Source organism: Methylobacterium gregans (genome assembly GCF_022179245.1).
GTDB lineage: Bacteria > Pseudomonadota > Alphaproteobacteria > Rhizobiales > Beijerinckiaceae > Methylobacterium > Methylobacterium gregans.
Genome location: NZ_BPQM01000123.1, coordinates 1 through 14,131 on the forward strand (window position 1 = coordinate 1; position 14,131 = coordinate 14,131).

Genomic DNA, 14,131 nt, shown 5'->3' on the forward strand with positions numbered 1-14,131 from the left:
TGGGCAAGCTCGGCCGCGTTCCGGCATTGTCAAGATCGCCCCGGAGCGGCTAAGGCACCCTCGAAATCTTCCAATGTCCGGCGTCCTGCCCCGTCACGCCAGCGGAGTTGAGTGAGCATGGATTCGTTCGAGCTGAACAAGGTCGCCGGCGCGGTCTTGGGCGCGGTGTTGTTCGCAGTCGGATCCGGCTTCGTCGCCGAGCTGATCTATCACCCGAAGCCCGCGGGCAAGGCGGGCTACGACCTGCCCGAGCCGCAGCCGGAGAGCGGCGCGCCGGCCGAGGCCGCGAAGGTCGAGCCGATCGCGGTGCGGCTCGCCAGCGCCAACGTCGAGAAGGGCCAGGGCGGCACCAAGGCCTGCCAGGCCTGCCACAGCTTCGAGAAGGGCGGCCCGAACAAGGTCGGCCCGGATCTCTGGGAGATCGTCGAGCGCCCGAAGGGCAGCCACGGCGGGTTCGACTACTCGGCCGGCCTGAAGGAGAAGGGCGGGACCTGGACCTACGACGACCTCGACCACTTCCTGGCGAGCCCGAAGGGCTTCATCAAGGGCACCAAGATGGCCTTCGCGGGCATCTCCGCCCCGCAGGAGCGGGCGAACGTGATCGCCTACCTGCGCACGCTGTCCGACAGCCCGAAGCCGCTGCCCGCCGCCGAGAAGACGGAGGCCAAGCCGGCTGATGCCAAACCCGCAGACGCCAAGCCGGCCGAGGGCGGGAAGGCGGAGGCCAAGCCGGCTGACGCCAAGCCGGCCGAGACCAAGCCGAGCGCGAGCCAGCCCGCCGCCGGCAAGGCCTCTGAGGGCAAGGACAGCCCGGCCAAGCCCGCCGACACGAACACGGCCCAGCCCGTGCTCGAGAAGGCGCCCGGCAGCCCGAAGCCCAACACCGCGACGCCGAACCGCAACGAGCCCGAGCCGAAGCCCGACCCGGCGGCCGGCGGCCCGAGCCCGAGCACTCCGATCGAGGCCGCCCCCGCGACCCCGCCGGAACCCGCCGCCAAGCTGCCCCCGGCCAAGGCCGACCCGGCCGCCGAGGACAAGGCCAAGACCCTGGAGCAGCAGGGCTCGACCGGCGGCGAGGCCGGCAAGTAAGGCCCACGAAGCTCTCCCTCCCCCTCTGCGGGGGAGGGAGCGTCGCGCGTCACGCCCCATCCCCAGCCCGCCGCAACCTGTGGACGGGTGACCTGCCCGCCGCATCCTCCGGCGCCCGCCCGTGTTAGCCAGGGCGCGGACGTATCGAGGCGGCAACCGGATCAGCGATGGCGATCGGCAACGACGGCACGATCGAGATGGGCACGGGCCTCGACGGCGCCGGCCAGGGCCGCCCGGTCGGGCTGAACCTCGAGGAACTGCTCGCCACCCGCCTGCTGGTGCAGGGCAATTCCGGCTCGGGCAAATCGCACCTGCTGCGCCGCCTGCTCGAGCAGAGCGCCGGCCTCGTGCAGCAGGTGATCGTCGATCCGGAAGGCGATTTCGTCAGCCTCGCCGAGGCCTACGACCACCTCGTTGTCGAGGGCACGCACGGCGAGGCCGACCTGCAGGCCATCGCCGCGCGGGTGCGGGCGCACCGGGTCTCGGTGGTGCTGAACCTGGAAAGCCTCGACATGGAGGCGCAGATGCGCGCCGCCGCGGCTTTCCTCGGCGGCCTGTTCGAGGCCGAGCGGGCGCACTGGTTCCCCTGTCTCGTGGTGGTGGACGAGGCGCAGATCTTCGCCCCCATGGCGGCGGGCGACGTTTCGGACGAGGCCCGCAAGGTCTCGCTCGGCGCGATGACCAACCTGATGTGCCGCGGGCGCAAGCGCGGGCTCGCCGGGGTGATCGCGACGCAGCGGCTGGCCAAGCTTGCCAAGAACGTCGCGGCCGAGGCCACCAACTTCCTGATGGGCCGCACCTTCCTCGACATTGACATGGCGCGCGCCGCCGATCTCCTCGGCCTCGACCGGCGCGGCGCCGAGCGCTTCCGCGATCTCGGCCGCGGCGAGTTCGTGGCGCTCGGCCCCGCGCTCAGCCGCCGCCCCCTCGGCCTGCGCATCGGCACGGTGGTGACCGGCGCGCGGGCGGTGGCGCCCGGGCTCCTGCCCCTGCCGGAAGTGGCCGACGCGGACCTGCGCGCGCAGATCCTGGCGCCCGCGAGCGACGGCGGCTTCGTGCTGCCGCCGCGCGCCCGACCGGTCGCGGCCCCGCGGGTGACGCCGGCCGACCTGATGCGCGAACTCGCCGCCCACCGGCCGGAGCCGGCGCCCGCTGCCCCCGCCCTCGACCCGGCCGAGAACCGGGCGGGCTGCGAGGCGGTGCTGCAGGGGCTGGTGGCGGATGCCGACGCGGCGCGCCAGCCCGTGGCGGTGGTCTACCAGGACTTCCTCGTCCGCTGCCGCATGCGGGGCCTCGACGGCGACGCCTACGGGATGCCGGCCTTCCGGAGGGCACTCAGCGTGGCGCGGGCCGGCATCGAGGCGCCGCCCGAGACGGGGGAGGGCGGCGACGAAAGCTGGAGCGCGGCAACGAATCTCGCCGCCACCATGCCCGAGGAGGTCCAGGGCGTGTTCCTGCTCATCGCCCGGGCGGCGCTCGCCAGCGAGGCCTGCCCGGGGGACGCGGCGCTCGCCAAGGCGATCGGCAGCCGCTCGCCGGGCCGGGCGCGGCGCCTGCTGGGCTACATGGAGAGTCGCGGCGCGGTGGTGAGCCGCACGGATTTCCGGGGCAACCGGGTCATCGCCGTGCCGGGCCTCGCCTGCGAGACCGCGCCGGGCGACCCGAAGGCGGAGGCCCCCGCCGCCGCGGACACGCCCGTGGAAGGCGCCGACTGGCAGCTCTTCGCGGCGGAGTGAGATCAAGCTGCATCGATGCCGCAGCTTCCCCTCTCCCCGCTTGCGGGGAGAGGCGGCCTTACCAGTAGAACTGCAGCCGCCCGATGAAGGTGTCCGCGTCGATCGTGCGCCCGCCCGCGATGGCCGAGGGCGCGGCATGGGAGCGGATGTAGTCGGCCATCAGGCGCACGTTCCGGTCGGGATACCAGTTGAGCCCGACCGAGACGTCCTGCTCGATGCCGCCCCGCACCGGCCCGTCGTCGAGATCGATCGCGCTGAAGCGGGCGGCGAGCTCGAACACGCCGAACCCGCCATTCGAGACCCGCTCCGCATCGCCGACCCGGACCCCGGAGAAGATCGCGTAGGTCGTGCCGTAATCGGGCGTCAGTGCGTAGCGGCGGCCCTGGCCGTTCAGCACGACGCTGGCCTCGATATAGCCGCCCTGGAAGCTCAGGGCGCGCGCGCCGTCGAAGCGCTCGATCTCGGTGCGGATGTACTCGGCCTGGATCAGGACCGGCCCGTGCCGGTAGGCCGCCTCCAGGCCGATGCGACCGATGCTCGCCGCGTCCCGGATGTCGCCCGTGTTCACGAAGGGCCTGGCGAACAGGAAGGCCTCCGAGCGCGCGGAGAGCTGCAGCGGCGCCTCGTTCTGCGGCAGGCTGCGGTAATTGCCGCTGATTCCGAGATGCAGCACCTGCGCGTCGGTGTTGATCGGCGCCGCCGTCAGGCGGGCCGCCGCCGAGACGCCCTCGCTGCGGATGCCCGTGTTGGCGTTGCCGCCGAAGACGCCGACGACCGCGGTCCAGTCGCCCATCCTCCGTCCGATCGCGAAGCCGAAATTGCGCGCGGGCGCGAAGGCGTCGGCGAGCGAGCGCTCGGTGAAGACCGTGTTGTTGTCGCTGATCAGCTGGTCGAGGCTGAAGGGCTCCTTCATGTTGCCGACCGTAAGGATCGTGTCGGGAATGCCCTTCCAACCGATGGCGGCGTCGCTGATAGGCCGGGTCGGCTCGGCGAAATCGTACTGGAAGGCGAGTTCCAGCGTCTTGCCGATGGTCAGGTAGCTCTCGATCCAGGAGCGGCGCACCGCGATGTTGTTGGAGAACGGCTCGGGCAGGCCCACCTGCCGGAGGCCGGCCGCGCCGAAATCGAGCTGGAGCCGGCCGCCGATGCGCAGCTTCGCGGCCTCGTCCGGAAACGTCAGCGTGATGCCGCGCTCGTCGATCGTCAGGCGCTCGCCGTAGGGGCCCCTCGGCCCCTCGGCCGCGCCGACGGACAGGGGCGGCCAGAGGGCGGCCGCGAGGGTGAGAGCCAGTCCGGTTCGCAGACGTCGCACGGGCATCTCCATATCCAGGGCGGACCGGAACCGGGCAGCGCCGATCCCGTGCCCGGAATCCTCCGGCCAGACTGCGACGGCCCGGTGACGCCGTGCGGACAGACGGGAGACTTCACGCTCGGTGTCAGGACGAACATCCAAACCTCGGGCCGTCGCCGGACAACGGCGCCAGTCTACAGCATCGGCAGCGTGCGCGGGCGCGGCCCGCGCGGGAAATGCGCGTCGATCAGGGCGACCTCGGCGGCGTTGAGGCGGATGTCGGCGGCCGCCGCATTCTCCACCGCGCGCGCGGCTCGCACGGTCTTGGGGATCGTGAAGGTGTTGTCGAGCCGGGTCAGGAAGGCGAGGGCCACCCCGTAGGGACTCGTGCCGTGGGCTTCGGCGATGCCGGCGAGCACCCGCCCCCCTGCGCTCGACGGGTCCGGGAAATCGCCGCTGCCGAAGGGGGAGTACCCCACCAGCGCCACGCCGTTACGGGCGCACCAGGGCAGCACCGCGTGCTCGATCGCCCGCTCGCCCAGATGGTAGATCACTTGGTTGCAGGCGATGCGGTAGGGACCGGCGATGCGAAGCGCCGCGTCGAGATCGTCCACGTCGAAGTTGCTTACCCCCCAGGACAGGATCTTGCCGTCCCGGCGCAGATCCTCGAAGCCCGCGATCGTCTCCTCCAGCGGGTGGTGGCCCGGCCAGTGCAGCAGGTAGCAGTCGAGCCGGTCGGTGTTCAGCCGCCGGAGCGAAGCCTCGCAGGCCCGCACCACGCCGCGCCGCGTGGCGTTGCCCGGCACCACCTTGGAGACCAGGAACACCTCTTCGCGCAGGCCCGCGATCGCTTCGGCCACGATCGACTCGGCGTCGTCGTACATCTCGGCGGTATCGATGTGGCTCATCCCAGCGTCGATCCCGGCGCGCAGGGCCGCGACGGCCCCGGCACGCTCGGCATCGTCCATGCGCCACGTGCCCTGGCCGATCACCGGTACGGAGAGGCCGGTGGCGCCGAAGCTTCTTGCCTGCATCGCTCTGCCTCCCTGGGCGGCACGCCCGCTTTCGGGGGAAAGTCCCGGCTCTGCCGCGGAGCCTGTCTTGGGATCACCGCACGGGCTGCCGGCGCTCTCCGACCGCGAGGCGGACATTTCGTGTCGGGTTCTTAAAGCGCGCTCGACGGCGAGACCATCGGTTCGACCCCAAGGGCATCAAATCCGAAAAACACCCGCCGCGCGTTGGAACGACCGATGCCTTATTCGCGCCATCAAGGGGCGGTGAGCAATGGGCCGGCCCCGCCGTCGAGGGTTGGACTTTGGTCCAAAACCTCGCGCGACGCCTTTGAGAAGCTGCTCGGAGATCCGCAGGGGGGTCTTCGTCGGGCACCGGACGCCACGGGGGGCATGATGCTGCCGCAGCATCGCTGGTTCTGGGCTCTGATCCTCCTCGCCTGCGCGGGCGCTGGGCTCGTCTACAACTTCGTCTTCGCGGACGGCTCCTCCCCGCTCGCCGGGCTCGCCTACGGCTTCTGCATCGGCGGCACCGCGCTCGCCTTCGACCGCGGCCTGATCCTGGCCGGGCTCCAGGCCCGGATCCGGCGCCTGCCCGCCAGCGTGTTCGTGCCGGCGGCGGAACTCGCCTACGTGGCGATGATCGTGGCCGGCAACGCGCTCGGCGGCCTCGTGGTCTGGGCCTTCGGGCTGACGCCGGACCCGCTCGCCGATGCGGTGCGCACGACGCCCCGGGTGCTCACCTACGCGCTCGCGGTCTCGGCGCTGCTCGTGTTCGTGATCCGCATGCGCGACCTCATCGGTGCCGAAGTCTTCATCAACCTGATGGTGGGCCGGTATCACCGACCGGTCGAGGAGGAGCGCATCTTCCTGTTCCTCGACGTGATGGGCTCGACCGCCTTCGCGGAGACGCACGGGGACCTGCGCGCCCAGGAATACCTCGCGGCCGTATTCGCCGCGCTCGCCGAGCCGGTGCGGCGCAACGCCGGCTCCATCGACGACTATATCGGCGACATGGCGATGGTGACCTGGCCGATGAAGCGGGGCCTGCACAAGGCGCGCTGCGTGGCCTGCGTCTTCGACGTGCTCGACCGGATCGAGCGGGACGCCGAGGCGTGGCGGGCGCGCTTCGGCACGGTGCCGCGCCTGCGCGCGGCCCTCCACGGCGGCCCGATCGTCACCGCGGAAGTGGGCGTCGACCGGCACAAGATCGCCTATTTCGGCGATGCGGTGAACGTCACAGCGCGGATCGAGGCCCTGTGCCGGCCGCTCGGTACCAGCATCCTGATCTCGCAGGACCTCCTCGATCGCCTGGAGGCGCTGCCCGCGGGCATCCGCGCCCGATCGCTCGGCGCCCACGCCCTGCGCGGCCGCGGCCAGCCGCTCGCCATCGCCACCCTGGAGCGCACGGCCGAGGCGGCTACCCCGGCCCTGGCGCAGACGCGCGCGAAGGCGGCCGTCGCGCCCCTGCACGCGGCGGCGGGTCAGCGCTGATGCCCGCGCGATGGCTCCGCGGCCTCCGGCTGGCGATCCGGTTCGGGCTCCCGCTGGCTGGCCTCGTTGTGATCGGCCACGCAGTGGTCATCTCGGTCGGCGGCGACATCGAGCGCTGGCAGTTCGCACTCGGCGCCCTCCTGATCGCGTCGAGCTTCGCCGCACGTCTGGTACCGAGGAGAGCACGATGAGCGGCTCGGCATGACCACGACGCCCGCGATCTACGTCGACGCCGACGCCTGCCCGGTGAAGGATGAGACGTTCCGGGTCGCCGCCCGCTACGGGCTTCACGTCTACGTGGTCGCCAACAGCCTCCTCAACCTGCCGCGGGAGCCCTGGATCGAGCGGGTGGTGGTCGGGGACGGCCTCGACGCGGCCGACGACTGGATCGCCGAGCGGGCCGGCCCGACGGCCATCGTGATCACGGCCGACGTGCCGCTGGCGAGCCGCTGCGTGAAGGCAGGCGCGAGCGTGATCGCGCCGAACGGCAAGCCGTTCAGCGAATCCTCCGTCGGGATGGCGCTGGCCACCCGGAACCTGATGCAGGATCTGCGCGAGGCGGGCGTGGTCACGGGCGGACCCCGGCCGTTCAGCCGGCAGGATCGCTCGGCCTTCCTCGGCGCCCTCGATCGCGCGGTGAACCGGCTGCGGCGGAGCCGGTAGGGCGGATCAGGTCTCGCGCAGGACGAGGGCCTTCAGCGCCTCGTTGATGCGGTCCTGCCAGCCCGGGCCGTCCTTCTGGAAATGCTCCAGCACGGCGCTGTCGAGGCGCAGCGTCACGCTCTCGCGCGCACCCGGCATCGTGGTGGGCTTGCTCGGCGGAGGAGCCTCGGGCTTGCGGGTCGTGGCCGCCTTGAAGGCGGCCTCCGCCGCCCGGCGCGGATCGGCGGGGCGGCGGCTTCGCATGTCGGACATCGGGCGGTCAGGCCTTCCGGGCCGATTTCTTGGCGCTGGCCTTGGCGGCCTTCGCCTCGGCCTTGGCGGCTTCCTCGGCGGCCTTGGCCTGGGCGTCCGCCGCTTCCTTGGCGAGGCGCAGGGCCCGCAGGCGCGTCGTGCGCTCGTCCACCGCCTTAATCTGCGCGTGATGCTCGGCCATCGCCTGCGCGCCCTCGCGGGCCATGCGCTCGGCGCGCTCCGCCCGCTCCGCGCGGTTCTCGGCCTTGGCCTTGGCTTCCGCCTCGAGATCGCGCACCTCGTCCGCGTCGTCGATCTCGGTGTCGGTGTCGTGGGTCATCCTGTCCCTTTCTGGCCGCCGCGGGCTGGGAGCGCGCAACGATCGGCTGGTTCGGGTTCGGCCCGGATGGGGAGGCGGGCCGTGGCGTCGCGTCGGCGGGCGGACCACCGAAGAGCGCGACGCCTTTCATGTAGGGTGTCCTCCCGGAAAAGCGAGTTTTACGGCCAGGCTTCGGTCAAGATTCCTCGGGAGAGGTGCGAAATCCGCCCGGTCGAGCCGGATCGTCGGCGATCTGGCAACCATCGGAACTGAGCCGAGGACAGCCGGGATCAGGCCGTGGCGGTTGCGAGACTCCGATCGCTCGGCGCTCCACCGGACTTGCCGTCCGGCCTGGCACCTGGCGGCGTATAGCCGTAGGTCTCGGGCATCAGGAGCAGGTAGGCCAGGAAGGCGAGGCCCGCGATACCGGCGAGCGCCAAGAAGGCCGCGGAGAAGCCGGCCCAGACGATGAGCGCACCGGCAAGCGTCGCGCTGAAGGCGGCACCGATCCCCTGCGCGGTCGCCACCGCTCCCTGCGCGGCGTTGAAGCGGCCGGTCCCGCGGGTAAGGTCCGCCACCACGACAGGGAAGAGCGCGCCGTAGATGCCAGCCCCGATCCCGTCCAGAAGCTGCACGCCCACGAGCCAGAACGGGTTGTCGGAGAGCGTGTAGAGCACGCCGCGCAGAGCCAGCACGCCGAAGGCCGCAAGAAAGATCGGCTTGCGGCCGATCGCGTCCGCTCGCGCTCCGACGAAGATAGCCACCGGCACCATCACGCACTGCGCCGCCACGATACAGACCGCGATGAGTGAGGTGGCGTGGTCCTTACCCGAGAGCTTGGTGAGGAGTTGGCCGACGGAGGGCAGCATCGCCGCGTTGGCGAGGTGGAAGGCGGCGCAGAGGAGCGCGAAGAGCAGCAGGGTACGGTTCTGGAGCAGCGCCCCAAGGCCGGAGGGAGCCGCGTCGTCCGCCCCTTCCGGCTGGTCGAGGCCGCGGGCGAGATCGTCGTCGATGGCACCGGCGGGGATCATCAGCATGGCGCCGATCGAGGCGGCGGCGAGGAGCGCCATCAGCCAGAACACCACGATGGGACCGAAATAGTAGGCGGTGGCACCCGCGATCGCCGCCGAGACGGCGTTGCCCGCGTGGTTGAAACCCTCGTTGCGGCCGATGCGCTTGGCGAAGGCCTTCGGGCCGACGACGCCCAGGGTGATGGCGGCGAGCGCGGGCGGGAAAATCGCGCCCGCGATCCCGGCGACCGACTGCGTTGCGGCGACGAGCGTGAAGCTCTGGATGAAGGGCAGCGCGAGCGAGCTGAGCGTCACGGCGACGGCCGCCGCGATCACCACGAGACGCTTGGCCTTGGTGCGGTCGATCAGGGCGCCGGCCGGGGTCTGGGCGATCAGCCCGGCGATACCCGAGATGGTGATGACGAGGCCGATGGTGGCCTCGTTCCAACCCTGGTCCGGCCCGCGCACCGCCAGCAGGTAGATCGCGAGGTAGGGCCCTAGGCCGTCGCGCACGTCAGCCAGGAAGAAGTTGAGCGCGTCCAGCCCGCGCAGAACGCGGGACGAGGGCGCGCGGGCTTCACGGCCCGCATCGGCTGTAACGATCATGGAAGTCCCGGCCCGCGCGGCGCTCATCGCGCCGCGCGGGCAAGCCTTTTCCCGCACCGCGGTTCCGGCGGCTCGGGCACACGAGTGCGTGAGGTGGCGATTACGGCTCAGCGCACCCGGTAGTTGAGCGGGATCGTTACGGTCAGGCTCGCTTGGTTCACGCCCGCGGGAGCTGGCGGCAAGCTGCCGCGCACCGCGCCCAGCGCCGCGCTGTCGATCTGGCCGACACCGCTGCTGCGGGCGAGACCCGCGCTCGAGACCGCGCCCGAGCGCATCACCGTGAAGCGCACGACGGCCGTGCCGCCGCTGGTGCCGGTCGCTGCACCCGGGTTCATGCGGCCGTGGATCGCGGCGCTGATCGCGCCCGTCCACTGGCGCATCGCGCTCGGGTCGCTGCCCGCCGCGGCGCGGCCGGCGGCGTTCTGGCGCGAGGCGGCGGCGGAGGCGCGCTCGGCGCCTTCGGCGGCGCGGGATTCGCGTGCCCGCGCCTCCCGGGCCGCCTTCAGCTTGGCCTCGCGCAGCTCCTCGCGGCGCTTCTCCAGCATCTCCTCGCGCTTCTCCTCGCGCTGCCTTGCCTCGCGCTGGGCCTTCAGCTTCGCCTCGCGCTCCGCCTTGAGCTTGGCCAGGTCCGGCTTCGGCTTCTCCGGCACGACGGGCTTTTCGGGCTCGACGGGCTTGGGCGCCTCCGCGACGGTCGGGGGCGGCGGCGCCAGCGGCTCGGCCTCGGGCGCGGTCGAGGTGATGACCTGGCTGTCCGGCTCGATCGGCTGGGCGTCCGGAGGTGCCTCGGTCATGGCCTGAGTCTGCGGCGGCGCCTCGGCGGGCGTCTCCTCGGGCTTGACCTCGGCGACCTCGGGCGGTGGGGGCGGGGTCGTCGCCTCCTCGACCGGCTCCTCGGTCGGCTGCTGCTCCGGCGGCGTCTCGGCGGCAGCCTGTTTCACCTCGACGGGCTCGGTCTGCGCCTCGGTCATCAGGGGCGCGAGATCGACCGTGATCTGCTGCTCGCCGGGCGGGGCCGGCGGCGCGAGGCGCAGGAAGGCGACGGCCAGGAGCGCGGCGACGTGCAGGGCGAACGCGACGAGGAAGGCCGCGGCGAGCCCGGACGGCCGAGTCCGCGGCTCGTCCGGCGCGAGGCCGGCGAGATCGGACCCGGCGGGCATGGACGTACCACTCATCGGATCAGCGCGCCGCCCCGCCGGATGCAGCCGCGCCCGGAGCAGCCCCGCCCGGAGATTGCGCGATCAGCGACACCTTGGTGAAGCCCGCCTGACCGACGAGGCCCATGACCTCCATGACCTTGCCGTAGGGCACATCCCGGTCGCCGCGCACCAGCACGACCTGGTCCTTGTCCTCGGCGGCCATCGCCTTCAGGCGCGCCGACAGGGCCTCGGTGGTGAAGACCTCCTTGGCAATCGAGGGCTGGCCCTCCTTGTCGACGGTGACCTCCATGGGCTTCTTCGCCTGCGCCACCTTGGCGGCGGCTGTCTTGGGCAGTTGCACCGGCACGCCGGTCGTCATCAGGGGCGCGGCCACCATGAAGATGATCAGCAGCACCAGCATCACGTCGACCATCGGGGTGACGTTGATGTCGGACATCGGGGTCGCGTCGAGGCCGTCCTCGTCGTCGCCCCCGCTCGCGCGGATCGAACCCATCGCCATCGGGCGTCCTCCGGACTGGCGGCCGGCCGCTCTCGCGGGCGCCGCGCAGGAAACTGGACAGGAAACTGCACTGCGGGAGACCCCGCCGCGCCGGGTGCCGGAGCGGGGCCAGAAAGCGGGCGCGGGGCGCCCGCCGGATCGGGTGGGTTACTCGGCGGCGGCGCGGTGCTTGACGCTGCCGCGGTCGCGGGCGAGCCGATTGCCGAGCACGCCGATGCAGGAAACGAAGCCGCTCTGCAGCCGGGCGATGTCGCCCGAGAGCTTGTTGTAGGCCATCACCGCCGGGATCGCGACGACGAGGCCGATCGCGGTGGCGAAGAGCGCCTCGGCGATGCCCGGGGCCACGACGGCGAGCGAGGTGTCCTGGCTCTTCGCGATCGAGGAGAACGAGTTCATGATGCCCCAGACCGTGCCGAACAAGCCGATGAACGGGGCGGTCGAGCCGGAGGTAGCGAGCAGCGCGAGGCCGTTCTGCAGGCGCTTCATCTCCAGGCCGAGGGCAGCCCGCATGGCGCGCTCGATGCGGTCACGCCGCTCGGCGCGGGTCTCGCTCGGGTCCTGGTCGCGCCACGCGTCGATGGCGGCCTTCACGACGTGGCCCGAGATGCCCTTCTGCTCGCCGTCGAGACTGCCGCCGGAGCGCACCAGCGCCTCGAAGGCCTTGGCTTGGCGCTTGGCGGCGGCGAGGCGGACGATCTTCTCGAACACCACGGTCCAGCAGGCAATCGAGGCGACGACCAGCAGGATCATCACGCCCTTCACGATCGGGTCTGCCTGAAGGAACAGGCCGACGAAGGACATGTCGTGCGCGACGGCCGCGGCATCGAGCGGGGCGGGGTTCTCCATCAGGGGCTCCTCACGTCATCGGGTCGGGTTCGGCCAAGCTCGCATCCGCGCAATGGCCTCTGGCCACCGGGCGCGTCCGCGCCGGGCAGCCTCTCGTCGTCGGGGCGGACGCCGCGGTCTCGAACCGCGGCGGCCTGATGATCGGCTCAGCGATCGAGGGGCACGCCGGCCCTGGTCTCGGTCTCGGTGCGCTCCAGGCATCCCTCCCGGCCGCCCTCGCCGCCCTCGCAGGCCAGCACGTCGTTCAGCAGGACGCGGCCGATCTTCGGACAGCCGATGCCGGCGAATTCGAACAGCTTCACGGTGGTCTTGCGGGCCGGCAGCGGGCCGAGCTCGACCGCGACCCGCTTCTGCGCCACGCCCTCGGTGTCGAAGGCGAAGAGATCGACCTTGTAGGACTTGATCGCGCCGCCCTTGAGATTGTCGATCACCACGGTCGCGCGGCAGGCATCGCCCGAGGGCTCCAACCGGTTGAGCTGGAGCCGGATCGGCGCCCCCGCGGCGACCGCCCCGCCCGCATCCTTGCCGACCGCATCCTGGGCCAGGGCTGCGCCGGCGAGAGCGAAGGACAGGCCGAGCGCGGCGAGGCCGCACCGAACACCCGGGCTGCGCTGGATCCCCGCGCCCCGCACCGATACCTGCTTCGCGACCATCACCGTTCCGCCATCCTCTCGCGTCTCGAACTCGTTCAGGGCCCGCATGGGGCCGGCCCTCCGCTAGTGAAGGGCGCTCCCTGCCGGCCGGCGCGGCAGGCCGGGCCCGAGCCGGTCCGCCGCCGCGTCGATCGCTCCGACCGCCGTCCGCAGCGCGGCCACGAGCCGGGGCGCCTCCGCGCGACCTGTGATCTCGGCCGCACCCCGCGCCACCTCCTCCCAGAGACAGCGCCGGCCGCGGCCGATCAGCCCGACCAGGGCACATTCGTGCCCGGTGACGCGGCAGCAGGTCGCAGGCATGAAGGACCAGTCCTGGTCCCGCTCCGCCCGCAGCGCGCGCACGATCCCGACCACGCCGGCGACGAAGCGGCCGCCCTCGTCCGGCCCAAGCAGACGCTCGGCCCCGTCGAAGGCCGCATCCCAGCAGGCCACGTCGCTCGTCATGTAGCCGGCGGCCACGAAGCGCACGACCGACAGGGCGAGAACGTCCGCGTCGTCGCCGCAGACATCGATCACCCGCGGCATCGCGTTGTGACCGGGCGGGCTGGACGACACGGTCATGAAGCCTCCGGATCCGGCCGCGCACCGAGTCCCGGCCGCTCCACACCTGCCGGGGGCGATATCGCGGGACAGCGCCCCGGATCAAGGTCTGCCACGAAATTCAGAGCAGTTCCAAACTGTTACTCCGGACCTGTTCGGGCCCATCGAAAGTCGCCGGCAGTATTGCCGAATCATCCCGACCTGTTCCCGACGGGTGAAATACGCTCGTGCTCGAGAGCCCCACCTCTCGCCGACGCCGCGTCCCCCGGAGGCTCGCGCGGCGTCCCTGGCCGGTGGGGACGCCCCGCGGCCGTCTCCCTTGATGACCGGGGACGCGCCGTCCATATTTTCGATCGATCCGGCACGGCCGGGCGGGAGCGCTGCCGCGGCGGGCTCCGCGACAGGGAGTGCCCACAGGCCTTCTGGCCCCGGGGCTCCGCCTGAAGGACGCATGCCGACGATGACCCGTCCCTCCCCGTTCGGACACCCCTTCCTGCTCGGCTTCGACGAGATCGAGCAGGCCCTGGACCGGGTGTCGAAGGCCGCCAACGACGGCTACCCGCCCTACAACATCGAGCGCGTGCCCCGCACCGAGCGGGAGCCCGAGAGGCTGCGCATCACGCTTGCGGTAGCAGGTTTCACCCGCGACCAGCTCGACGTGATGCTGGAGGAGAACCAGCTCGTGGTGCGCGGACGGCAGGTCGAGGAGCGCGAGCGGCACTTCCTCCACCGGGGCATCGCGGCGCGCCAGTTCCAGCGGGCCTTCCTCCTCGCTGACGGCATGGAGGTGCTGGGCGCTGACCTCTCAAACGGCCTCCTGTCGATCGATCTCGCCCGGCCCGAGCCGGAGCGCGTGGTCCGCAAGATCGCGATCTCGGCGCGGGATTGAGAGGGCGGCCCGCTCCTCTCGCCGAATGAAGCGGCACCGTTGTCCCGGACGCTTCGGGCATCTGGGAGAGGGCGTGGCGGGGTCGGCACCGAGGT

General features: G+C 72.0%; 16 protein-coding genes. 6 read left to right on the plus strand and 10 right to left on the minus strand.

Translation table 11 applies throughout. The annotated features are described in order from the left end of the window. The first annotated feature begins 117 nt into the window (after positions 1-117). Positions 118-1,089 carry a c-type cytochrome gene (locus MFF54_RS21460; protein WP_238306183.1) on the plus strand — a complete coding sequence of 324 codons (972 nt, stop codon included), beginning with the start codon at positions 118-120 and terminating at the stop codon, positions 1,087-1,089. A 197-nt stretch (positions 1,090-1,286) separates the two neighbouring features. Next, a complete protein-coding gene (locus tag MFF54_RS21465) occupies positions 1,287-2,825 on the plus strand; it encodes a helicase HerA domain-containing protein (RefSeq protein ID WP_238306326.1) in 1,539 nt (512 codons plus the stop codon). 58 nt (positions 2,826-2,883) lie between these two features. Here MFF54_RS21465 and MFF54_RS21470 read toward each other — a convergent pair whose 3' ends face one another. After that, the gene (locus MFF54_RS21470) at positions 2,884-4,143 is read right to left on the minus strand and encodes an OprO/OprP family phosphate-selective porin (RefSeq protein ID WP_370880131.1); all 1,260 of its coding nucleotides are present in this window, start codon (positions 4,141-4,143) and stop codon (positions 2,884-2,886) included. Positions 4,144-4,310: 167 nt separating this feature from the next. Then, on the minus strand, positions 4,311-5,150 hold the full coding sequence (locus MFF54_RS21475) for an aldo/keto reductase (protein ID WP_238306209.1): 840 nt from the start codon (positions 5,148-5,150) through the stop codon (positions 4,311-4,313). Between the two features lie 372 nt (positions 5,151-5,522). On the opposite strand from MFF54_RS21475, the gene MFF54_RS21480 reads away from it, so the two are divergent. From MFF54_RS21480 to MFF54_RS21490, 3 genes are read left to right on the plus strand one after another with little or no spacing between them, the layout of a single operon-like run. After that, positions 5,523-6,620 (plus strand): adenylate/guanylate cyclase domain-containing protein, encoded by a 1,098-nt coding sequence (locus MFF54_RS21480; protein WP_238306327.1) that lies wholly within the window; start codon positions 5,523-5,525, stop codon positions 6,618-6,620. Further along, positions 6,620-6,811, plus strand: coding sequence for a hypothetical protein (locus MFF54_RS21485; RefSeq protein WP_238306218.1), 192 nt, complete (start codon positions 6,620-6,622; stop codon positions 6,809-6,811). The genes MFF54_RS21480 and MFF54_RS21485 overlap by 1 nt, the downstream gene beginning before the upstream one ends. Positions 6,812-6,821: 10 nt before the next feature. Next, positions 6,822-7,283, plus strand: coding sequence for a YaiI/YqxD family protein (locus tag MFF54_RS21490; RefSeq protein ID WP_238306228.1), 462 nt, complete (start codon positions 6,822-6,824; stop codon positions 7,281-7,283). Between the two features lie 6 nt (positions 7,284-7,289). Here MFF54_RS21490 and MFF54_RS21495 read toward each other — a convergent pair whose 3' ends face one another. The 8 genes from MFF54_RS21495 to MFF54_RS21530 form a co-directional block, all read right to left on the minus strand. Further along, the gene (locus MFF54_RS21495) at positions 7,290-7,535 is read right to left on the minus strand and encodes a BrnA antitoxin family protein (RefSeq protein WP_238306237.1); all 246 of its coding nucleotides are present in this window, start codon (positions 7,533-7,535) and stop codon (positions 7,290-7,292) included. A gap of 7 nt (positions 7,536-7,542) precedes the next feature. Beyond that, the gene (locus tag MFF54_RS21500; RefSeq protein ID WP_238306239.1) at positions 7,543-7,854 is read right to left on the minus strand and encodes a hypothetical protein; all 312 of its coding nucleotides are present in this window, start codon (positions 7,852-7,854) and stop codon (positions 7,543-7,545) included. Between the two features lie 269 nt (positions 7,855-8,123). After that, positions 8,124-9,449 carry an MFS transporter gene (locus MFF54_RS21505; RefSeq protein ID WP_238306254.1) on the minus strand — a complete coding sequence of 442 codons (1,326 nt, stop codon included), beginning with the start codon at positions 9,447-9,449 and terminating at the stop codon, positions 8,124-8,126. A gap of 107 nt (positions 9,450-9,556) precedes the next feature. Then, positions 9,557-10,609 carry an energy transducer TonB family protein gene (locus MFF54_RS21510; protein WP_238306265.1) on the minus strand — a complete coding sequence of 351 codons (1,053 nt, stop codon included), beginning with the start codon at positions 10,607-10,609 and terminating at the stop codon, positions 9,557-9,559. A gap of 19 nt (positions 10,610-10,628) precedes the next feature. Further along, positions 10,629-11,108 (minus strand): protein TolR, encoded by a 480-nt coding sequence (tolR, locus tag MFF54_RS21515; protein ID WP_238306267.1) that lies wholly within the window; start codon positions 11,106-11,108, stop codon positions 10,629-10,631. Positions 11,109-11,255: 147 nt separating this feature from the next. Beyond that, a complete protein-coding gene (locus tag MFF54_RS21520) occupies positions 11,256-11,954 on the minus strand; it encodes a MotA/TolQ/ExbB proton channel family protein (RefSeq protein ID WP_238306268.1) in 699 nt (232 codons plus the stop codon). Positions 11,955-12,100: 146 nt separating this feature from the next. Continuing rightward, positions 12,101-12,655 carry a Tat pathway signal protein gene (locus tag MFF54_RS21525; RefSeq protein WP_306423978.1) on the minus strand — a complete coding sequence of 185 codons (555 nt, stop codon included), beginning with the start codon at positions 12,653-12,655 and terminating at the stop codon, positions 12,101-12,103. Positions 12,656-12,670: 15 nt separating this feature from the next. Then, a complete protein-coding gene (locus MFF54_RS21530) occupies positions 12,671-13,168 on the minus strand; it encodes a hypothetical protein (protein WP_238306269.1) in 498 nt (165 codons plus the stop codon). Positions 13,169-13,607: 439 nt separating this feature from the next. Here MFF54_RS21530 and MFF54_RS21535 point away from each other — a divergent pair, with 439 nt between their 5' ends. Continuing rightward, positions 13,608-14,036: an Hsp20 family protein gene (locus tag MFF54_RS21535; protein ID WP_238306275.1), complete on the plus strand. Its 429-nt coding sequence runs from the start codon at positions 13,608-13,610 to the stop codon at positions 14,034-14,036. Positions 14,037-14,131 lie beyond the last annotated feature (95 nt).

Bases quoted from the DNA above. Each gene is read 5' to 3' on its own strand.
- MFF54_RS21460 (WP_238306183.1), top strand. From the start codon at position 118: ATGGATTCGTTCGAGCTGAACAAGGTCGCCGGCGCGGTCTTGGGCGCG.
- MFF54_RS21465 (WP_238306326.1), top strand. From the start codon at position 1,287: ATGGGCACGGGCCTCGACGGCGCCGGCCAGGGCCGCCCGGTCGGGCTG.
- MFF54_RS21470 (WP_370880131.1), bottom strand. From the start codon at position 4,143: ATGCCCGTGCGACGTCTGCGAACCGGACTGGCTCTCACCCTCGCGGCC.
- MFF54_RS21475 (WP_238306209.1), bottom strand. From the start codon at position 5,150: ATGCAGGCAAGAAGCTTCGGCGCCACCGGCCTCTCCGTACCGGTGATC.
- MFF54_RS21480 (WP_238306327.1), top strand. From the start codon at position 5,523: ATGCTGCCGCAGCATCGCTGGTTCTGGGCTCTGATCCTCCTCGCCTGC.
- MFF54_RS21485 (WP_238306218.1), top strand. From the start codon at position 6,620: ATGCCCGCGCGATGGCTCCGCGGCCTCCGGCTGGCGATCCGGTTCGGG.
- MFF54_RS21490 (WP_238306228.1), top strand. From the start codon at position 6,822: ATGACCACGACGCCCGCGATCTACGTCGACGCCGACGCCTGCCCGGTG.
- MFF54_RS21495 (WP_238306237.1), bottom strand. From the start codon at position 7,535: ATGTCCGACATGCGAAGCCGCCGCCCCGCCGATCCGCGCCGGGCGGCG.
- MFF54_RS21500 (WP_238306239.1), bottom strand. From the start codon at position 7,854: ATGACCCACGACACCGACACCGAGATCGACGACGCGGACGAGGTGCGC.
- MFF54_RS21505 (WP_238306254.1), bottom strand. From the start codon at position 9,449: ATGATCGTTACAGCCGATGCGGGCCGTGAAGCCCGCGCGCCCTCGTCC.
- MFF54_RS21510 (WP_238306265.1), bottom strand. From the start codon at position 10,609: ATGCCCGCCGGGTCCGATCTCGCCGGCCTCGCGCCGGACGAGCCGCGG.
- tolR (WP_238306267.1), bottom strand. From the start codon at position 11,108: ATGGCGATGGGTTCGATCCGCGCGAGCGGGGGCGACGACGAGGACGGC.
- MFF54_RS21520 (WP_238306268.1), bottom strand. From the start codon at position 11,954: ATGGAGAACCCCGCCCCGCTCGATGCCGCGGCCGTCGCGCACGACATG.
- MFF54_RS21525 (WP_306423978.1), bottom strand. From the start codon at position 12,655: ATGCGGGCCCTGAACGAGTTCGAGACGCGAGAGGATGGCGGAACGGTG.
- MFF54_RS21530 (WP_238306269.1), bottom strand. From the start codon at position 13,168: ATGACCGTGTCGTCCAGCCCGCCCGGTCACAACGCGATGCCGCGGGTG.
- MFF54_RS21535 (WP_238306275.1), top strand. From the start codon at position 13,608: ATGACCCGTCCCTCCCCGTTCGGACACCCCTTCCTGCTCGGCTTCGAC.